Consider the following 16,877-nt stretch of genomic DNA (forward strand, 5'->3'; position numbering starts at 1 on the left):
ATGCGGTGGCGGCCCGGGCGGCGCGGGGCGGGGCGGGCGGCGCGGGGCGTCAGGCGGGGACGCGCCAGGTGCTCAGTCGGCGTTCGATCGTGACCAGCAGCTGGTTGAAGGCCACGCCGACGGCGGAGATGGTGATGATGCCCGCGTACATCTGCGGGATCGCGAAGTTGTACTGCGAGGCGTTGATCAGGTAGCCGAGGCCCGCCTTGGCGCCGATCATCTCGGCGGCCACCAGGACGAGGATGGAGACCGCGCCGGCCAGCCGGATGCCGGTGAAGATGGCCGGTACGGAGGACGGCAGGATCACCTTCTGGAAGAGCCTCGGGGTGGACAGGTCCATCGAGCGGGCCAGTCTGACCAGGGTGGGGTCGGCGTTGCCCACCGCGCTGATGGTGTTCAGCAGGACCGGCCAGAGGCAGGCGTAGACGACGATCGAGACCTTCGAGGTCTCGCCGATGCCCAGGAGCAGGACAAAGACCGGCAGCAGGGCCAGTGCGGCGGTGTTGCGGAACACCTCCAGCAGTGGGCCGAGCAGCGCGGCGACCGGCCGGTACCAGCCGATGAGCAGGCCGAGCGGGACCGCGATGACGACGGCGATGCCGAAGCCCCCGAAGGAGCGGGCGAGGCTGGCCCGGGTGTGCTGGCCGAGCTGTCCGTTGCCCAGGAGGTCCCACCAGGCGGTGGCGACCTCGCTGACCGGCGGCAGGAAGGTGGCGTCGACCAGGCCGAACCGGGGGGCGGTCTCCCAGAGGGCGAGCAGGGCGACGAGGGCCGCCGAGCGGAGGGCGGCGGCGCGCAGCAGGCGGCCGAGCGCCCCGGCGGCCTTGCGGACGGCGGACGGGGCCCGGCCGGTCCCCCTCGACGCCGACGCGGCATCCGGCCCGGTGACGGGGGCCGCCGGGGTGGCGGGAGGCGCCGGGGTGGCGGGAGGCGCCGGAGCGGCGGGAGGCGCCGGAGCGGCGGAAGCCGCGGGAGCATCCGGGGCGGCAGGAGCCACGAGAGCGTCCGATGCGCCAAGAACCGCGAAAGCCACGGGGGCCGCAGGAGCATCCGGGGGTGCAGGGGCGGCAGGGGCTGCCGGGGTGGCGGAAACCTCCGGAGCCGCAGGGGCCACAGGAGCGTCGGGGGCGCCAGGAGTGGCGGAAGCCGCCAGGGCCGCAGGAGGGGCGGAAGCCGCAGAGGCCGCGGGGGCGTCCGGGGCGCCGCGAGCGGCGGAAGCCGCCGGGGCCTCCGGGGCGGTGGCCGTCAGGGTCGCGGAAGCCGCAGGAGCCGTAGGAGCGGTTGACGCCGCCGGGGCCGCGGTAGCCGTGGGGGTCGCGGTGGCTCGGCCGGCGCGGCGCAGCCGGCGTGCCAGCAGGGACGGGACGCCGGGGCGGGTCCTGCGGGGCTTCCGGTCGGCGGGTGCGGGAGCCGCGGGCGCCGGGTCCTGCCCGGCCGGAACGTCGGTGTCTGCGGGCGTGGTGATGTCGGTGGTCATACGGTGGCCTCCTCCTTCTCCAGTTGCTGGGCGCGGGCCACCTCGTCGTGGAGCAGGGTCCAGACCTCGTGGCGGTAGCGGGCGAACTCGGGGCTGGAACGCAGGTCCTCGCCCTGGAAACCGGCGCCGCGGGCGCCGAACGCGACCGGGACGATCTCCTTGACCCGGCCGGGGCGGGACGTCATGACGGCCACCTTCTGGCCGAGGTAGACCGCCTCCTCGATGCCGTGCGTGATGAAGACGACGGTCTTGCCGGTGCGCTGCCAGATGCGCCTCAGCTCGTCCTGGAGGGACTCGCGGGTCTGCGCGTCGAGGGCGGCGAACGGCTCGTCCATCAGCAGCACGTCGGGGTCGTACGCCAGCGACCGGGCGATGGCCACGCGCTGGCGCATACCGCCGGAGAGTTCGTGCGGGTGCCGGTCCTCGAAGCCGGTGAGGCCGACGAGGTCCAGGAACTCCCTGGCCCTCGAGGCCCGTTCGCGGCGCCGGACGCCGGTCGCCTCCAGGCCGAACTCGACGTTGCCGAGCGCCGTCCGCCAGGGCAGCAGGGCGTACTGCTGGAAGACGATCCCCCGGTCCAGGCCCGGCCCGGTGATCGGTTTCCCGTCGAGCAGGATCCGCCCGGACGACGGCCGGGTCAGCCCTCCGAGCAGGTCCAGGAGGGTGGACTTGCCGCAGCCGCTGGGGCCCACGACCACCACGAACTCCCCCGCCTCGATCTCCAGGTCGATGCCGTCGAGCGCGGTGAACTGCTCCTTGTTCTTCTTGTCCTTGGTCGGGAAGGTCTTGGTCACGCGCTCGAACACGATCTTCGCCATGCCGGGTCAGCCCTTCCCGAAACCGTTGAACTCGTTCGTGTAGAGGTCGGCGGCCTTGAGCTGCCCCTGCTTGATCTCGCCCCGCTCGCCGAGCCAGTCGAGCCAGAGCTGGAACTCCTTGTCCTCGATCCGGCCGCCCGTCTCGGCGACGCCGTACGAGCGCCAGTACTGGAGGGTGGCGGTGTCCTCGTTGCGGCCGCGCTTCTTGACGATCTCGGTCTGCCGGGCGATGACCTCCTCGCGCGGGGTGGTGCGGGCCCACTCGATGGCCTTGGCCACGCCCGTCACGAAGGTCCGTACGGTGTCCGGGTTCTCCTTGATGAACCGCTCGGTCATGATGTAGGAGCCGGCACTGAACTTGCCGAGCAGGTCGAAGTCGGTGAACAGCGGTCTGATCCCGCCGCCCGCCACGGCCTTGTCGCGCAGGATCCCGCCCAGCACGCCCACGTCGATCTGCTTCTGGCGCAGCACCTGGTCGGTGTTGACGGGCGGCACGACGAGCGACTCGACCTTCGAGGAGTCGGCCTTGGCGAGGCCGTTGCGGCTCAGGTAGATGTCGAGGACGGCCTGGGAGTGCGCGCCCAGGGTGTTCATGCCGACCTTCTTGCCGAGGAGGTCGCGGGCGGAGCGGATCGGGCTGTCCTCCAGGACGTAGTAGCCGCTGTACGAGTGCTCGTCGACGCCGTAGTAGGAGATGACGGCCTTGATGGGGGCCTTGCTGGAGGCGAGCTTGACGATCGCGCCGTTGAAGGCGCCGCCGAAGTGGGTCTGGCCGGTGGCGGCGGACTGGATGTCCTGCGGGCCGCTGATGGTGTTGCCGACCCACTCCAGCGTGAGGTCGCCCAGGTATCCGAGGTCGGCGGCGAGTTCGGGGAGGGTGACGGCGCCGACCGAGCCCTGGTACTTCAGGGTCTTGACCTGGGCACCGGCACCGGAACCGCCGCCGCGCGCGGTGGCCGTGCCGCAGCTCACCGCGGCCGCCGAGATGCCGAGCAGGGCGAGGAACTGGCGTCGGGAGGTGGTGGTCGAGGTGAAGGCTGCGGGCATGACGGTTCCTTGTCGGTGCGGGTCGCGTGGTCGCGGCGGTGTTACGGGGTGGCGGTGAGGGCGGCTGCGGTGACGGCGCGGGCGGCGGGCGTGGAGCGGAGTGCCGCGGCGAACTCGTCCACGGCCTGGTAGAGGTCCAGTTCGGCCTCGGGCCGCAGCCGGTCGGGGCCGGAGCCTCGCTCGATGGAGGAGTCGAGGACGAACCGGCCGGCGGTGACGTGCCGGGCGCCGAGGGCGGCGAGCACCGGGCGCAGGGCGTAGTCGATGGTCAGGACGTGGGCGAGGCTGCCGCCGGTGGCCAGCGGCAGGACCGTCTTGCCGTCGAGGCCGTCCTGCGGGAGCAGGTCGAGGAAGGCCTTGAGCAGTCCGGTGTACGAGGCCTTGTAGACGGGGGTCGCGATGACCAGGCCGTCGGCCTCGGCAACGGCTTCGAGCGCCCGGCGGATCTCGGGCTCGCCGCGGCGGGCGGCGAGGAGGTCGGCGGCGGGGAGCTCGCGCACGGACAGGTGCGCGGTCTCGAAGCCGGAGTGGGACAGGCGGCGCAGCACGTGGTCGGCGACGACGGCGGTGCGGGAGTGGGCGGAGGGGCTGCCGGTGATGGCGAGCAGGTTGGGCACGGGTGCGCTCCTTGGTGTCGTCAGGCGGAGGTGGAGGCGGCGGACGTCGACGTGGAGGCGCCGGAGGCGATGCCGAAGGAGGGGTCCGGGACGGTCTCCGGGCTGATCAGGCGGGAGGGCTCGCCGTCGGGGCCGACCGGGACGTCACCGTCGACGGTGACGCGGCGCAGGGTGCGCTCGTGGTCGTCGGAGTCGTCCACCCCGTAGTGCTGGGTGGCGCGGTTGTCCCAGATCGCGACGTCGCCGGCCCGCCACTGCCAGCGGACGGTGTTCTCGGGGCTCTCGATGTGGGCCTGGAAGAGGTCCTGGAGGACGCGCGAGTCGCGGCCGGTGAGGCCGTTGATCCGCTGGACGAAGTTGCCGAGGAGCAGGGTGCGTTCGCCCGTCTCGGGGTGGACGCGGACCACCGGGTGCTCGGTGAGGAACTTGGTGGAGGTGAACACCTCGCGGTACTGGGCCAGGGCCTCGGGCAGGGCGTCGGGCTTGAGGGCGGCGTAGTCGTACTCGTTGGAGTGGACCGCGCGCAGGCTGTCGGCGAGGGCCCGGAGCGGCTCGGGGAGGTTGCTGTAGGCGGTGGCCGTGTTGGCCCAGAGGGTGTTGCCGCCGTACGGGGGGATGGTGACGGCGCGGAGGATGGAGAAGGCGGGGTAGGCGGGGACGAAGGTGACGTCGGTGTGCCACTGGTTGGCGCGGGCGCCGTGGTGGGAGTCGATGCCGAGGGCGTAACGGCCGTCCGCGGAGGGGACGGTGGGGTGCGCGACGGGTGCGCCGAGCAGCTGGGCGAAGGCCTCGTGACCGGCCTCGTCGAGGTGGTCCTGGCCGCGGAAGAGGACGACCTTGTGGGCGAGGAGGGCGGCCCTGATCTCGGCGACGGTGGCGTCGGGCAGGTCGCCGCCGAGCCGTACGCCGCCGATCTCGGCACCGATGCGGCCGCCGATCTTGGTGACGGTGGTGGCGGTGGCGGCGGCAGTGGCAGTGGCAGTGGCAGTGGCCATGAGGACTCCCTGGTGTAGGCCGCGGGGGTTATTTCCGCAGCGGAAGAAATAGCGTTACGGGGGGCGCCGGGCGCTGCACTGCGCCGAGCGGTACGGGTGTCGATACGTGCAGGTGCGTACGGGTACGGGTACGGGTGGGCGGCGCGGGAACCGACCGCCCGGGGCCGCGGAGGCCCCCCGGGCGGCTTCGTCCCCGCCCGGAACCCCGAAGGGCGACCGTGCGCCCGCCCGGGCGGGCACCTGCACGGGACCTGCCCGGCAGGGTGTCCCGGGGCACCACCCCTGGGGGTGCCCCGGGACGGGAACGGATCGGGCGGGAACGGATCGGGCGGGCGCGGCCCGGGGGGACCCGCGAGGTGGCCTCGCGGGGCGACCCCGCGGGGCACCGGCGGGCCGGGGCCGGGCCCGGGCCGGGCGGACCCCGGTCAGCCGGGGCGCCGGATCGGCGGGGTCAGGCGCGGCCGGGGGCCGGACAGCGGCCCGGACACTCACCCGGCGCGGTACGCGGGCCGGGGGTGTGGAGCCGCGGGGCGAGGAGTGCGTTCGCGGACATGTCCCGGAGCGTGTCAGCGGCCCCGGCCGGGGTCAACCCCCGTCCACGGCCACCGAACGCGCCCCTCGCCGGTCTCGGCGTCCACCCCGTACACCCACTGCGACCTGCGCTTTCCCCCATGCTTCGACCCGCGCGCCACCTCACCTCGGCGGCCGAAAAGCGTGGCCGGATTTCATGGCCCCGAAATGCGGCCGCCACGCGTTCGCCGAGATCCGCCCCTGCTCCCGGCCCGCGGGGCCCGGGGCGTGTCCGAGGGTCCCGGGCCCCGCCGGCGGCCGGCCCGTGAGTCCTGGCACGCACGCCGCGTCGTGACGCCGCGCGCATACGACCGCCGCCGCTGCGGCGCGGGCACGCCCCATGGCTCGTCCTGCCGATCGGGCCGCACCCCGGGAACCACCGCGCCCGGCCGCCCGGCCTTGCGGCGTACCCGCACCGGACGGCCCGGGCCCGTCCGGCAGGATCCCGGAGAGACGGCCAGGACACCCCGCCGCCCCCGCAGGGGAACCGGCATGATCGGGGGACACACCCCCGGCAAGACACCCCCTCACCCCCGAGGAGACCGCGTGACGCGTATGGCCGGCGACAGCCGGGCCGCCGCCAATGCCGCCACCGTGCTGCGGACGGTGCTCGACCACGGCCCGGTCGCGCGCAGCGCGATCGCCCCGCTGTGCGGGCTGAGTCCCGCCGCCGTGTCCCGGCAGACCACCGGGCTGCTCCGCGGCGGGCTGCTGCGCGAGCTGCCCGGGCCCGGCGGCGGGGTGGGGCGGCCGCGGATCCCGCTGGACCTGCACACCGGGGCCGTCGGCGGGCCGGTCGCCGCCGGGCTGCACATCGGGGTGCCGCATTCGACCTTCAGCCTCGTCGACCTCCGGGGGCAGCTGCTCGCCCGGCGGTCCTTCCCCCACGAGGGGCGCCCGACGGACGGGCTGTCCGCCGAGATCGCCTCCGAACTCGGCCGCTTCCTCGACGCGTACGACTCCGGGCGGCCGCTCCTCGGTGTCGGCGCGGCCCTGGGCGGATGGGTCGGCCCGGACGAGGGGACCGTCGTACGGCACCCCGCGCTGGGATGGCACCGCAAGCCGCTGGCCGCCGAGCTGTCGGCCGCCCTCGGGCTGCCGGTGTGGGTCGACAACCACGCCCGGGCCGTCGCGCGGGCCGAGATCCTCTTCGGGCGGCCCGAGGCCCGCCGGAGCCTGGTGCACCTGTTCATCGGCCGGGTCGTCGACGCCGCCTTCGGGATCGAGGGGACCGTGCACCAGGGTCCGGGCGCGGCGGCCGGCGACGTGGCCCACCTGCCGGTGCCGCGCTCGCAGGCTCCGTGCGCGTGCGGGCGTACCGGCTGCCTGGAGGCGACCGCGTCCGACACCGCGCTGGGCGCCGAGGCCGTGCGCCGGGGCATCGTGCCGGACCCTTCGGTGAACCTGCTGGTGGACGCGGCCGCCACCGGCGATCCGCGCGCCGACCGGCTGCTGCGCGAGCGCGCCCGCGCGGTGGGCCGCGCGGCGGCCCTTCTGTTGGATGTCTTCAATCCGGCGGTCATGGTCGTGACCGAGCTGGCGAGCGTCCTCGACGAGGGATACCTGGAGGAGATCCGGGCCGCCGCGATGGAGCTCTCGCACGTCTGCGACGATCCCGAGCGGATCGTGGTGCCGCACGCGGGTCCTGCCGTGCTCCCGGAGGCGGCGGCAACCGTGCTGCTCAGCCGGGTGTTCCAAGACCCCTTCGGCATGGCCCGAGAGGGCGAGATCACACCCATCGGTATGGTGCCACCTGAGCGCGCTCCCCTACATTCGAGCCATGACGGTCCTGCCTGACGACGGGCTCTCCCTGGCCGCCGAGTTCCCTGACGCGACGCATGAGCAGTGGCAGCGCCTTGTAGAAGGCGTACTGCGCAAGTCGGGCAAGGAAGTCTCCGGCGAGGCCGCAGAAGACGCGTTGTCCACCCCAATCGAGGACGGGCTCACCACGCGCCCGCTGTACACCGCGCCGCCCGACGGGACGGCTCCTGACACCGGTTTCCCCGGCTTCGCCCCGTTCGTCCGCGGGGGCAGGCCGGAAGGCACCACCGCGAACGGCTGGGACGTGCGCCAGCGCCTCGCGGGCTCGGACCCGGTACGTGTGAACGAGGCGGCCCTCGCCGACCTGCAGAACGGGGTCACCTCCCTCTGGCTCACCGTGGGCCGGGGCGGTCTCCCCGTCGAGGGCCTCGCCCGGGCGCTGGACGGGGTCTACCTCGACCTCGCCCCCATCACCCTGGACGCCGGAGCCCAATACGCCGAGGCAGCACACGCGTTGCTGCGTCTGTTCACCGAGAGCGCGGTGGCCCCCGAGGCCGCTCGGGCCTCGCTGGGCGCCGACCCCCTGGGCCACGAGGCCCGTACGGGTGAGGCACTGGACGTGGCCGGCGCCGTCGAGCTTGCCCGGGAGGCCGCCGCCGGCTGGCCCGGAGTGCGCGCCCTGACCGTGGACGCGCTGCCGTACCACGAGGCCGGCGGCAGCGCCGCCGAGGAACTGGGCCTGTCCCTGGCCACCGGTGTCGCCTACCTGCGCGCCCTCACCGAGGCCGGACTGAGCACCGGAGCGGCGCTCGGACAGGTGGAGTTCCGCTACGCCGCCACCGCGGACCAGTTCCTGACCATCGCCAAGCTGCGCGCCGCGCGCCGGCTGTGGGCCCGTATCGCCGAGGCCTCGGGGGCCCCGGAGGCGGGTGCCCAGCTCCAGCACGCGGTGACCTCGCCGGTGATGATGACCCGCCGCGACCCGTGGGTGAACATGCTGCGCACCACGGTGGCCTGCATGGCCGCGGGCGTGGGCGGCGCGGACGCCGTGACCGTGCTCCCCTTCGACAACGAGCTGGGCCTGCCGGACGCCTTCGCGCGCCGGATCTCCCGCAACACCTCCACCATCCTGCTGGAGGAGTCGCACCTGGCCCGGGTGATCGACCCGGCCGGCGGCTCCTACTACGTCGAGCGCCTCACCGACGAACTCGCCCACGCGGCGTGGGAGTTCTTCCAGACCCTGGAGAAGGCCGGCGGTCAGGCAGCCGCCCTGCGCTCCGGGCTGGTCGCCGAGCGGCTCGCCGCCACCTGGGCCGCGCGCTCCAAGAAGCTGGCCAGGCGCCGCGAGCCGATCACCGGCGTCAGCGAGTTCCCGCTGCTCTCGGAGAAGCCGGTCGTCCGCGAGCCGGCGCCCGCGGCCCCCACGGGCGGGCTGCCGCGCGTGCGGCGCGACGAGGCCTACGAGGCCCTGCGCGCCCGCAGCGACGCGCACGTGGCGGCGACCGGCGCCCGGCCGAGGATCTTCCTCGCCGCGCTGGGCCCGGCGGCCGCGCACACCGCGCGCGCCACCTTCGCCTCGAACCTGTTCCAGGCGGGCGGCATCGAACCCGTGCACGACCCGGTGTCGGTGGACCCGGCGACGGCCGCGCAGGCGTACGCCGCGAGCGGGGCGGACGGCATGGCCGTGCTCTGCTCCAGCGACGCCCTGTACGAGGAGCAGGCCGCTGCGGTGGCCGGGGCGCTGCGCGCGGCGGGCGCCACGACCGTCTTCCTCGCCGGCAAGCCGGGCACCGCTGAGGCTTCCGTGGACGAGTACGTCTTCGCCGGCTGTGACGCCGTCGCCGTGCTGTCCTCCGTACTCGACCGGATGGGAGTGCCCGCATGAGCATCCCCGATTTCTCCGAGCTGGCGCTCGACCCCACCGCCGTCGCAGGGGTGTCCGAGGAGCAGTGGCGCTCCGCGGTGAAGGAGTCCACCGGCACCGCGACCGCCGACCTGCTGTGGGAGACGCCCGAGGGCATCGGCGTCAAGCCGCTCTACACCGGGCGGGACGTGGAGGGCCTGGACTTCCTGCGGACGTACCCGGGCGTGGCCCCGTACCTGCGCGGCCCGTACCCGACGATGTACGTCAACCAGCCCTGGACGATCCGGCAGTACGCCGGCTTCTCCACGGCCGAGGAGTCGAACGCCTTCTACCGGCGCAACCTGGCGTCCGGCCAGAAGGGCCTGTCGGTGGCCTTCGACCTGCCGACGCACCGCGGCTACGACAGCGACCACCCGCGCGTGACCGGCGACGTCGGCATGGCGGGCGTCGCGATCGACTCGATCTACGACATGCGGCAGCTGTTCGACGGGATCCCGCTGGACAAGATGTCGGTGTCGATGACGATGAACGGCGCGGTGCTGCCGGTCCTCGCGCTCTACATCGTGGCGGCGGAGGAGCAGGGCGTCTCCCCCGACAAGCTCGCCGGGACCATCCAGAACGACATCCTCAAGGAGTTCATGGTCCGCAACACCTACATCTACCCGCCCAAGCCCTCGATGCGGATCATCTCCGACATCTTCGCGTTCACCTCGCAGAAGATGCCGCGGTACAACTCGATCTCCATCTCCGGCTACCACATCCAGGAGGCCGGTGCCACGGCCGACCTGGAGCTGGCGTACACCCTCGCGGACGGCGTGGAGTACCTGCGGGCCGGGCAGGCCGTCGGGCTGGACGTGGACGCGTTCGCGCCGCGCCTGTCGTTCTTCTGGGCGATCGGCATGAACTTCTTCATGGAGGTCGCCAAGCTGCGCGCGGCCCGCCTGCTGTGGGCGCGCCTGGTCAAGCAGTTCGACCCGAAGAACGCCAAGTCGCTCTCGCTGCGCACGCATTCGCAGACCTCGGGCTGGTCGCTGACCGCGCAGGACGTCTTCAACAACGTGACGCGCACCTGCATCGAGGCGATGGCGGCGACCCAGGGGCACACCCAGTCACTGCACACCAACGCCCTCGACGAGGCACTCGCGCTGCCGACGGACTTCTCGGCGCGCATCGCCCGCAACACCCAGCTGCTGCTCCAGCAGGAGTCGGGGACCTGCCGGTCGATCGACCCGTGGGGCGGCAGTGCGTACGTCGAGAAGCTGACGTACGACCTGGCGCGCCGCGCCTGGCAGCACATCGAGGAGGTCGAGGCGGCCGGCGGCATGGCGCAGGCCATCGACGCGGGCATCCCGAAGCTGCGCGTGGAGGAGGCCGCGGCCCGCACGCAGGCGCGGATCGACTCGGGCCGCCAGCCGGTGATCGGCGTCAACAAGTACCGCGTGGAGAACGACGAGGCGATCGACGTCCTGAAGGTCGACAACTCCTCGGTGCGCAGCCAGCAGATCGCCAAGCTGCGGCGGCTGCGCGAGGAGCGCGACGAGGCGGTCACGCAGGACACCCTGCGGGCGCTGACGAACGCGGCCGAGCGGGGCGACGGCAACCTGCTGGCCCTGGCGGTGGACGCGGCGCGCGCCAAGGCCACCGTCGGTGAGATCTCGGACGCACTGGAGAAGGTGTACGGGCGGCACGCGAGCCAGATCCGTACGATCGCGGGTGTGTACCGGAACGAAGCAGGCGAGTCCCCGTCCGTGGAACGCACCCGTGCGCTGGTGGACCGGTTCGAGGAGGCGGAGGGGCGTCGTCCGCGCATCCTGGTCGCCAAGATGGGCCAGGACGGGCACGACCGCGGCCAGAAGGTGATCGCGACCGCCTTCGCCGACCTGGGCTTCGACGTGGACGTCGGCCCGCTGTTCCAGACCCCGGCGGAGGTGGCCCGCCAGGCCGTCGAGGCGGACGTCCACGTGGTGGGCGTGTCGTCGCTGGCGGCCGGCCACCTGACCCTCGTACCGGCGCTGCGCGAGCAGCTGGCGGAGGAGGGCCGCGAGGACATCATGATCGTCGTGGGTGGGGTGATCCCGCCTGCCGATGTCCCGACGCTGCTGGAGATGGGCGCGACGGCGGTCTTCCCGCCGGGCACGGTGATCCCGGACGCGGCCCACGACCTGGTGACGCGGCTGGCCGCGGACCTGGGCCACGAGCTGTAGGCGGCCGCCGGTGCCGAAGATCGACATCGAGGCCTACGCGAAGGGGGTGCTCGACGGGAAGCGCGCGTTCATCGCGCGTGCGATCACCCTCGTCGAGTCCACCCTGCCGGCACACCGGGTGTTGGCGCAGGGCCTGTTGACGGAGCTGCTGCCGCACACGGGCCGGGCCCGCCGGATCGGCATCAGCGGTGTGCCGGGGGTGGGCAAGTCCACCTTCATCGACGCGTTCGGCACGATGCTGACGGGGCTCGGCCACCGGGTGGCGGTGCTCGCGGTGGACCCGTCGTCGACGCGCACGGGCGGCTCCATCCTGGGTGACAAGACCCGGATGGAGCGGCTGTCGGTGGACCCGGCGGCGTTCGTGCGGCCGTCGCCGTCGGCGGGCACGCTGGGCGGGGTCGCCAAGGCCACCCGCGAGTCGATGATCGTGATGGAGGCGGCGGGCTACGACGTGGTCCTCGTCGAGACGGTCGGCGTGGGCCAGTCGGAGACCACGGTGGCGGGGATGGTCGACTCCTTCCTCCTGCTGTCCCTGGCCCGTACGGGCGACCAGCTGCAGGGCATCAAGAAGGGCGTCCTGGAGCTGGCGGACGTGCTGGCGGTGAACAAGGCGGACGGCCCGCACGAGCGGGACGCGAAGGCCGCGGCCCGGGAACTGTCGGGTGCGCTGCGGCTGATGCACCCGGTGGACGCGGCCTGGACCCCGCCGGTCCTGACGTGCAGCGCGCGGGAGTCGAGCGGGCTGGACGAGGTGTGGAGCCGGCTGGAGCAGCACCGGACCCTGCTGGACGCGGGCGGCCGGCTGGCGGCGAAGCGGGCGGCGCAGCAGGTGGAGTGGACCTGGTCGATGGTCCGCGACGAACTGCTGGAACGGCTGCGGGCGAATCCCGCCGTGCGGGAGCTCTCCCCGGGCCTCGAAGCCTCGGTCCGGGCGGGCACGGTCACGGCCACGTCTGCGGCGGACCAGATCCTGGCGGCGTTCAGCCGGGCCTGACCCGTCTGCGTGCGGCGCCGTTGCGGGGGGGGCTCTGCCCCCGAGCGCCCGCGCCGCAAACGCCGGCGGGGCTGGATTTCCAGCCCCGCCGGCGTTTGCGGAGTTCGGGGCGGACCCCCGCATCTCAGCCTCGCCGGCGTTTGAGGCGCGGGGTCTGGGGCGGAGCCCCGGGAAGCGGAGCCGCCGACGGGTCGCCGGCGGGCGCGTTGCGGGTCAGACCTCGGCCAGGACCGGGCCCGCCTCGTTCACGGCGAGTCGCAGGACGCGGGTCTGCTCCACCGGGTTCTCGGTGGCGAGGAGCGCGGACAGGACCGCGATGCGGGCCTGGCCGGCGCGCAGGGTGCCGGTCGGGACGGCTCCGGCGGCCACCAGGTCCACCGCGCCGCCGTGCGTGTAGATCTCGGTGACCGGTCCGGCCATGACGCGCGTGGTCAGCGCGACCAGGACCCCGCGGCCGACGGCGGCGCGGACGGCCTCCACGATCTCCGGAGTCGCATTGCCCGCGCCGGTCCCGACGAGGACGATGCCGCGCGCGCCGGCCTCGACGGCGGCGTTCAGCAGGACCGGGTCACCGTTGGTGTGGTGCACCACCACGTCCACGCGCGGCGGGAGCTCCGGCATCGCGGGCAGCGGGAGCGGAGCCGGGCGCTGCGGGGTGCGCAGGATGGTGACCTTGCCGAAGCCGATCTTCCCGAAGAGTTCCTTCGACGGGTCGGCGAACGCGTCCAGCGCCACGGCCTGGGTCTTCACGGTGCCGCGGGCGGCGTGCACCCGACCGGCGAAGGCGATCAGTACGCCGAGCCCGCGCGTGTTCGCGGCGGTGAGCAGGGCGTCGTAGAGGTTCCCCGGACCGTCCCCGTCGGCGGTGCCCATGGGGCGCTGCGAGCCGGTGAAGACCACGGGACGCGGGTCGTGGTGGTGGAGGTCGAGGAGGAACGCCGACTCCTCCAGGGTGTCGGTGCCGTGCGTGACGACGATGCCGTCCACGCCGGGGTCGGCGAGCACCTCGTGCACGGTGCGGAGCAGGGTGAGCTGGTGCGCGGTGGTGAGTCGCGGGCTGTTCACGCTGAACAGGTCGACCAGTTCGACGGTGATGCCCTCGGGAAGCGGTGCGGTGGCGATCACCTCGTTCCCGTCGGCGTCCGCTGCGAAGCCGGAACCCTGCCAGCGGCTGGCTATCGTTCCGCCGGTGCTGATCACGACGATCCGTCCCATCGGCCGTGGCCGCCCTTCACTCGAGTCACTCGTGTCACTAGTACGTCACTCGTACATATGTACTCAAAGCAGCAATGATAGAGCGATCTACGCGCAATGTGATTGCGCTTTCCCTCAGGCCCGTTCATAAACACTGGGTGATAATTGCGTCATGGATGCCATTGACCGAGATATCTTGCGCGAGCTCCAGGCCGATGGCCGCCTGACCAACCAAGAACTCGCCCAGCGCGTGGGACTGACCCCCTCCCCTTGCATGCGCCGGGTGCGCCAGCTGGAACAGGACGGGGTGATCCAGGGTTACCGGGCCGTGATCTCCCCCGAGGCGGTGGACCGCGGCTTCGAGGTGCTCGTCTCGGTCGAGGTGCGGCGCGACCGGGAGGCGGTCGAGGCCTTCGAGGCGGCCCTCCAGGACATCCCGGACGTCATCGAGGCCTACCGCCTCTTCGGCAGCCCCGGCTGCCTGCTGCGGATCGCCGTCGCCGACCTGCGGGCCTACGAGCGCCTGTGGATCGAGAAGCTGACGGCCCTCACCGGCATCACCGAGGTCAACTCTCAGATCATCATGAAGCGCATCAAGGAACCGAACGGCCTTCCCGTCGACTTCCGCTGACGCCCGTGAACGACAGGAAGCAGCACCACACGAACGCCCTCGGCGCCGGCGTCCTCGGCGCCGGCGGCATGGACAAGGGGCACTTCGGCCGGGAGGACGCGACCGCACCGCGGCCGTCACGGTGACGCTGCCCGAGCTCGCGCACGACCCGTACCTCGTCCAGCGCGTCCTGCGCGAGGCGCACACCGCCCAGGCGGTCACCAGCGGCGGAGTCGCCCGCGTCCTGAACGCGCAGATCGACGACCACGACGGCCGGCCCTGGATCGCCACCGAGTTCCTGTCCGGGCCCACCCTCGACGACGCCGTGCGCCAGCACGGGCCGTTCGGCGCCGACGGCGTACGTGCGCTCGCCGCCCCGCTCGCCGCCACCCCGCGGGACGTCCACGCGGCCTGGCTGGTCCACCGCGACCCGAAGCCGGCCGACATCGTGCTCACGCCGGCGGGACCGCGCGGCCCGAGCACGGGCTGACGCTCACCACGACGGGCCAGGTGCCGGTCACCCCCGGGTACGGCGCCCCCGAGCAGGTGCTCGGTCGACGCGTCGGCCCGCGGCTCAGGTGGTCGAAGGAGATGACCTGGTCGCTCGCCGAGACGTGGCCGGCTGCCCTGCCGAACTCCCACGTCGACTGCTCCAGCGTCAGGCCGAGCGGGGCCAGCAACCGCTCCTCGGTCATCGCGCGCTCGGTGTTCATGTACGCGACGCGCGGAATGTCGGAGGCCTGCAGTCCGGCCTCCTCCAGGCAGGCCCCGATCAGTCCCCCCTGTGCCTTCAGCAGCCGAATGCGGGGCGCGAGCGCCGCGGGACGGGTGTGGGACGGGTACGCGCGAGGTGCCCACGGCCGGCGCGTGCACCGGCCGTGGGCCCCTGCGGTCGTGCCCCGTCCCGCGGGGAGCGGGTCAGGCGCCCGCCTCGGCGCTGTCCGGCTTCTCGGCGTCCTTCGCCTGCCCGGCGGCATGCTCGGCGAGGATCTCCTCCTCCGTGCGCCAGTCCTCGTCCCGGATCGCCGTCGGCAGCAGACCGGCCAGCAGGAGGGCGAGGAGGATCAGGCCTCCGGAGAACCAAGTGATCGTCTTGGTGGAGTCGGTGAACGCCGTCTGCGCCGCCTTCTCCACCTCTCGGCCGGCCACGGCGGCGGTGTCCCCGCCACGCCCCGTCAGGCGGGCGCAGTCCCCGTCCGACGACCGACCCTCGTCCGTGGCGACCCGCTCGCGGACACAGGCCCGGAAGTCGGTGAGCAACGGGCCGACGTCCTGATCGGAGGCCGTGGCGACGGCTCGCACGCGGGGCACGGAGTCGTCCGCCGCGTGGTCCGCCTGGACTCCTAGCAGTGCGACGAACACGGTACCGAGGACCGCCACTCCGAGGGTGCCGCCGAGCTGGTCGAAGGCGTTCAGGAGGCCGGAGGCGGAGCCGACTTCACGGTCGGAGACGCCGCCGAGGATCTGGCTGGTGAGCGGGGTGAGGACGAAGCCCATGCCGGTGCCGCAGAGGAGGCCGGAGGGGATCAGTTCCCAGGGGTTCAGGCCGTTTCCGGCGAGCTGGAGCGTCAGCCAGGTGCCCGCGGTGCCGATCAGCAGGGCGAACAGCCCCCACTTGAGGACGCGGCCGCCGTAGCGCGGCACCAGGGCCATGCCGGACCAGGCGGATCCGAAGGCGACGCCGACGGCCCAGGGCATCTCAGTGAGGCCGGCCTTGAGGGCGGAGAATCCGAGGCCGATCTGCAGGTGGAGCGCGAGGACCATGAGGTAGCCGGCCATGGCGCAGAAGAAGGCCAGGGTGATGAACAGGCCGACGACGAAGGTGCGGCTGTGCAGCAGGCTCATCTCGACGAGCGGGGTGCGCTCGGAGCGCTGCAGCCGGACCTCGTACCAGGCGAACAGGGCGAGGACCGGCACCGAGCCGGCAAGCATGGCCAGGATCCAGCCGGGCCAGCCCTGCTCGCGCCCCTGGACCAGCGGGTAGACGAGGAGGAACAGGCCGGTCGTGGCGAGCAGCATGCCGACGGTGTCGAGGCCCGGGCGGCGCGGGGAGCGGGACTCCGGAAGGATGCGCAGGGCGATGACGAAAGCTGCGATGCCGACGGGGACGTTCAGCAGGAAGACGGAGCGCCAGCCCGTGCCGAAGAGGTCCCAGTCCACGAGCGCGCCGCCGAGCACGGGGCCGCCCACGGCGGCGAGTCCCATGAAAGGGCCGGAGGCGCCGAAGGCCGCCGCCCGCTGCTCGGGCGGGAAGACGTTCTTGATGAGGGCGAGGACCTGGGGCACCATCACCGCCGCCGAGGCGCCCTGCAGGACGCGGGCCGCGATCAGTTCGGTGGGGTTCTGCGCGGCTGCGCACAGGGCGGACATGGCGGTGAACGCGGCGAGACCGGCGAGGAAGGTACGACGGCGGCCGAAGATGTCGCCGAGCCGGCCGCCGGTGACGAGCAGGATGGCGAAGGCCAGCGCGTAACCGGCGGCCATCCACTGCAGGGCGGTGTAGCTGCCGCCGAGGTCGGCGCGGATGGCCGGCATGGCCACGTTGATCACGGAGCCGTCCAGCAGGTCCATGAAGTTGGCGCCGAGCAGGACGAACAGGAGCAGCCAGTGGCCCTGTGAACCACCCCGTGCGGGCTGTTCCGTGGTGGGCATCGTGGTCGAGGCCATGGGGGTCTCCCTCGCAGTCTTGGACTTAACCGAGAACAAAATTAGACCGAGTGAAATTT

The 16,877-nt window shown here is 73.1% G+C and carries 12 protein-coding genes and 1 pseudogene; 6 read left to right on the plus strand and 7 right to left on the minus strand.

Translation table 11 applies throughout. The annotated features are described in order from the left end of the window. Positions 1-49 precede the first annotated feature (49 nt). The 5 genes from OG386_RS13155 to OG386_RS13175 form a co-directional block, all read right to left on the minus strand. Positions 50-997, minus strand: coding sequence for an ABC transporter permease (locus tag OG386_RS13155; RefSeq protein ID WP_443053168.1), 948 nt, complete (start codon positions 995-997; stop codon positions 50-52). 476 nt (positions 998-1,473) lie between these two features. After that, on the minus strand, positions 1,474-2,295 hold the full coding sequence (locus OG386_RS13160) for an ABC transporter ATP-binding protein (RefSeq protein WP_328788330.1): 822 nt from the start codon (positions 2,293-2,295) through the stop codon (positions 1,474-1,476). A 6-nt stretch (positions 2,296-2,301) separates the two neighbouring features. After that, positions 2,302-3,342 carry an ABC transporter substrate-binding protein gene (locus OG386_RS13165; protein ID WP_328788331.1) on the minus strand — a complete coding sequence of 347 codons (1,041 nt, stop codon included), beginning with the start codon at positions 3,340-3,342 and terminating at the stop codon, positions 2,302-2,304. Between the two features lie 41 nt (positions 3,343-3,383). Continuing rightward, complete coding sequence (gene ssuE / locus OG386_RS13170; protein WP_328788332.1) at positions 3,384-3,959, minus strand: NADPH-dependent FMN reductase; 576 nt, start codon at positions 3,957-3,959, stop codon at positions 3,384-3,386. A 20-nt stretch (positions 3,960-3,979) separates the two neighbouring features. Continuing rightward, complete coding sequence (locus OG386_RS13175; protein ID WP_328788333.1) at positions 3,980-4,954, minus strand: TauD/TfdA dioxygenase family protein; 975 nt, start codon at positions 4,952-4,954, stop codon at positions 3,980-3,982. Positions 4,955-6,079: 1,125 nt separating this feature from the next. Between OG386_RS13175 and OG386_RS13180 the strand changes: the two genes are divergently transcribed. Genes OG386_RS13180 through meaB form a run of 4 tightly spaced genes read left to right on the plus strand, consistent with a single transcriptional unit; the run spans position 6,080 to position 12,347 of the window. Next, positions 6,080-7,321 (plus strand): ROK family protein, encoded by a 1,242-nt coding sequence (locus tag OG386_RS13180; protein ID WP_328793240.1) that lies wholly within the window; start codon positions 6,080-6,082, stop codon positions 7,319-7,321. Then, positions 7,305-9,170, plus strand: coding sequence for a methylmalonyl-CoA mutase family protein (locus OG386_RS13185; protein ID WP_328788334.1), 1,866 nt, complete (start codon positions 7,305-7,307; stop codon positions 9,168-9,170). The genes OG386_RS13180 and OG386_RS13185 overlap by 17 nt, the downstream gene beginning before the upstream one ends. Continuing rightward, positions 9,167-11,353 carry a methylmalonyl-CoA mutase gene (gene scpA, locus OG386_RS13190; RefSeq protein WP_327382783.1) on the plus strand — a complete coding sequence of 729 codons (2,187 nt, stop codon included), beginning with the start codon at positions 9,167-9,169 and terminating at the stop codon, positions 11,351-11,353. Before OG386_RS13185 ends, scpA begins: the two co-directional genes overlap by 4 nt. Before the next feature lie 10 nt (positions 11,354-11,363). After that, the gene (meaB, locus tag OG386_RS13195; RefSeq protein WP_328788335.1) at positions 11,364-12,347 is read left to right on the plus strand and encodes a methylmalonyl Co-A mutase-associated GTPase MeaB; all 984 of its coding nucleotides are present in this window, start codon (positions 11,364-11,366) and stop codon (positions 12,345-12,347) included. A 213-nt stretch (positions 12,348-12,560) separates the two neighbouring features. Here the strand turns inward: meaB and OG386_RS13200 are convergent, their stop codons facing one another. Then, positions 12,561-13,562: an asparaginase gene (locus OG386_RS13200; protein WP_328788336.1), complete on the minus strand. Its 1,002-nt coding sequence runs from the start codon at positions 13,560-13,562 to the stop codon at positions 12,561-12,563. A gap of 151 nt (positions 13,563-13,713) precedes the next feature. On the opposite strand from OG386_RS13200, the gene OG386_RS13205 reads away from it, so the two are divergent. Both OG386_RS13205 and OG386_RS13210 read left to right on the plus strand, forming a co-directional pair. After that, a complete protein-coding gene (locus OG386_RS13205) occupies positions 13,714-14,172 on the plus strand; it encodes an Lrp/AsnC family transcriptional regulator (RefSeq protein WP_266605925.1) in 459 nt (152 codons plus the stop codon). A 68-nt stretch (positions 14,173-14,240) separates the two neighbouring features. Beyond that, positions 14,241-14,721: pseudogene (locus OG386_RS13210) on the plus strand (hypothetical protein); the annotation flags it as partial. Between the two features lie 348 nt (positions 14,722-15,069). Here the strand turns inward: OG386_RS13210 and OG386_RS13215 are convergent. Beyond that, a complete protein-coding gene (locus tag OG386_RS13215; RefSeq protein WP_328788337.1) occupies positions 15,070-16,818 on the minus strand; it encodes an MFS transporter in 1,749 nt (582 codons plus the stop codon). Positions 16,819-16,877 lie beyond the last annotated feature (59 nt).

The organism is Streptomyces sp. NBC_00273 (assembly GCF_036178145.1).
GTDB lineage: Bacteria > Actinomycetota > Actinomycetes > Streptomycetales > Streptomycetaceae > Streptomyces.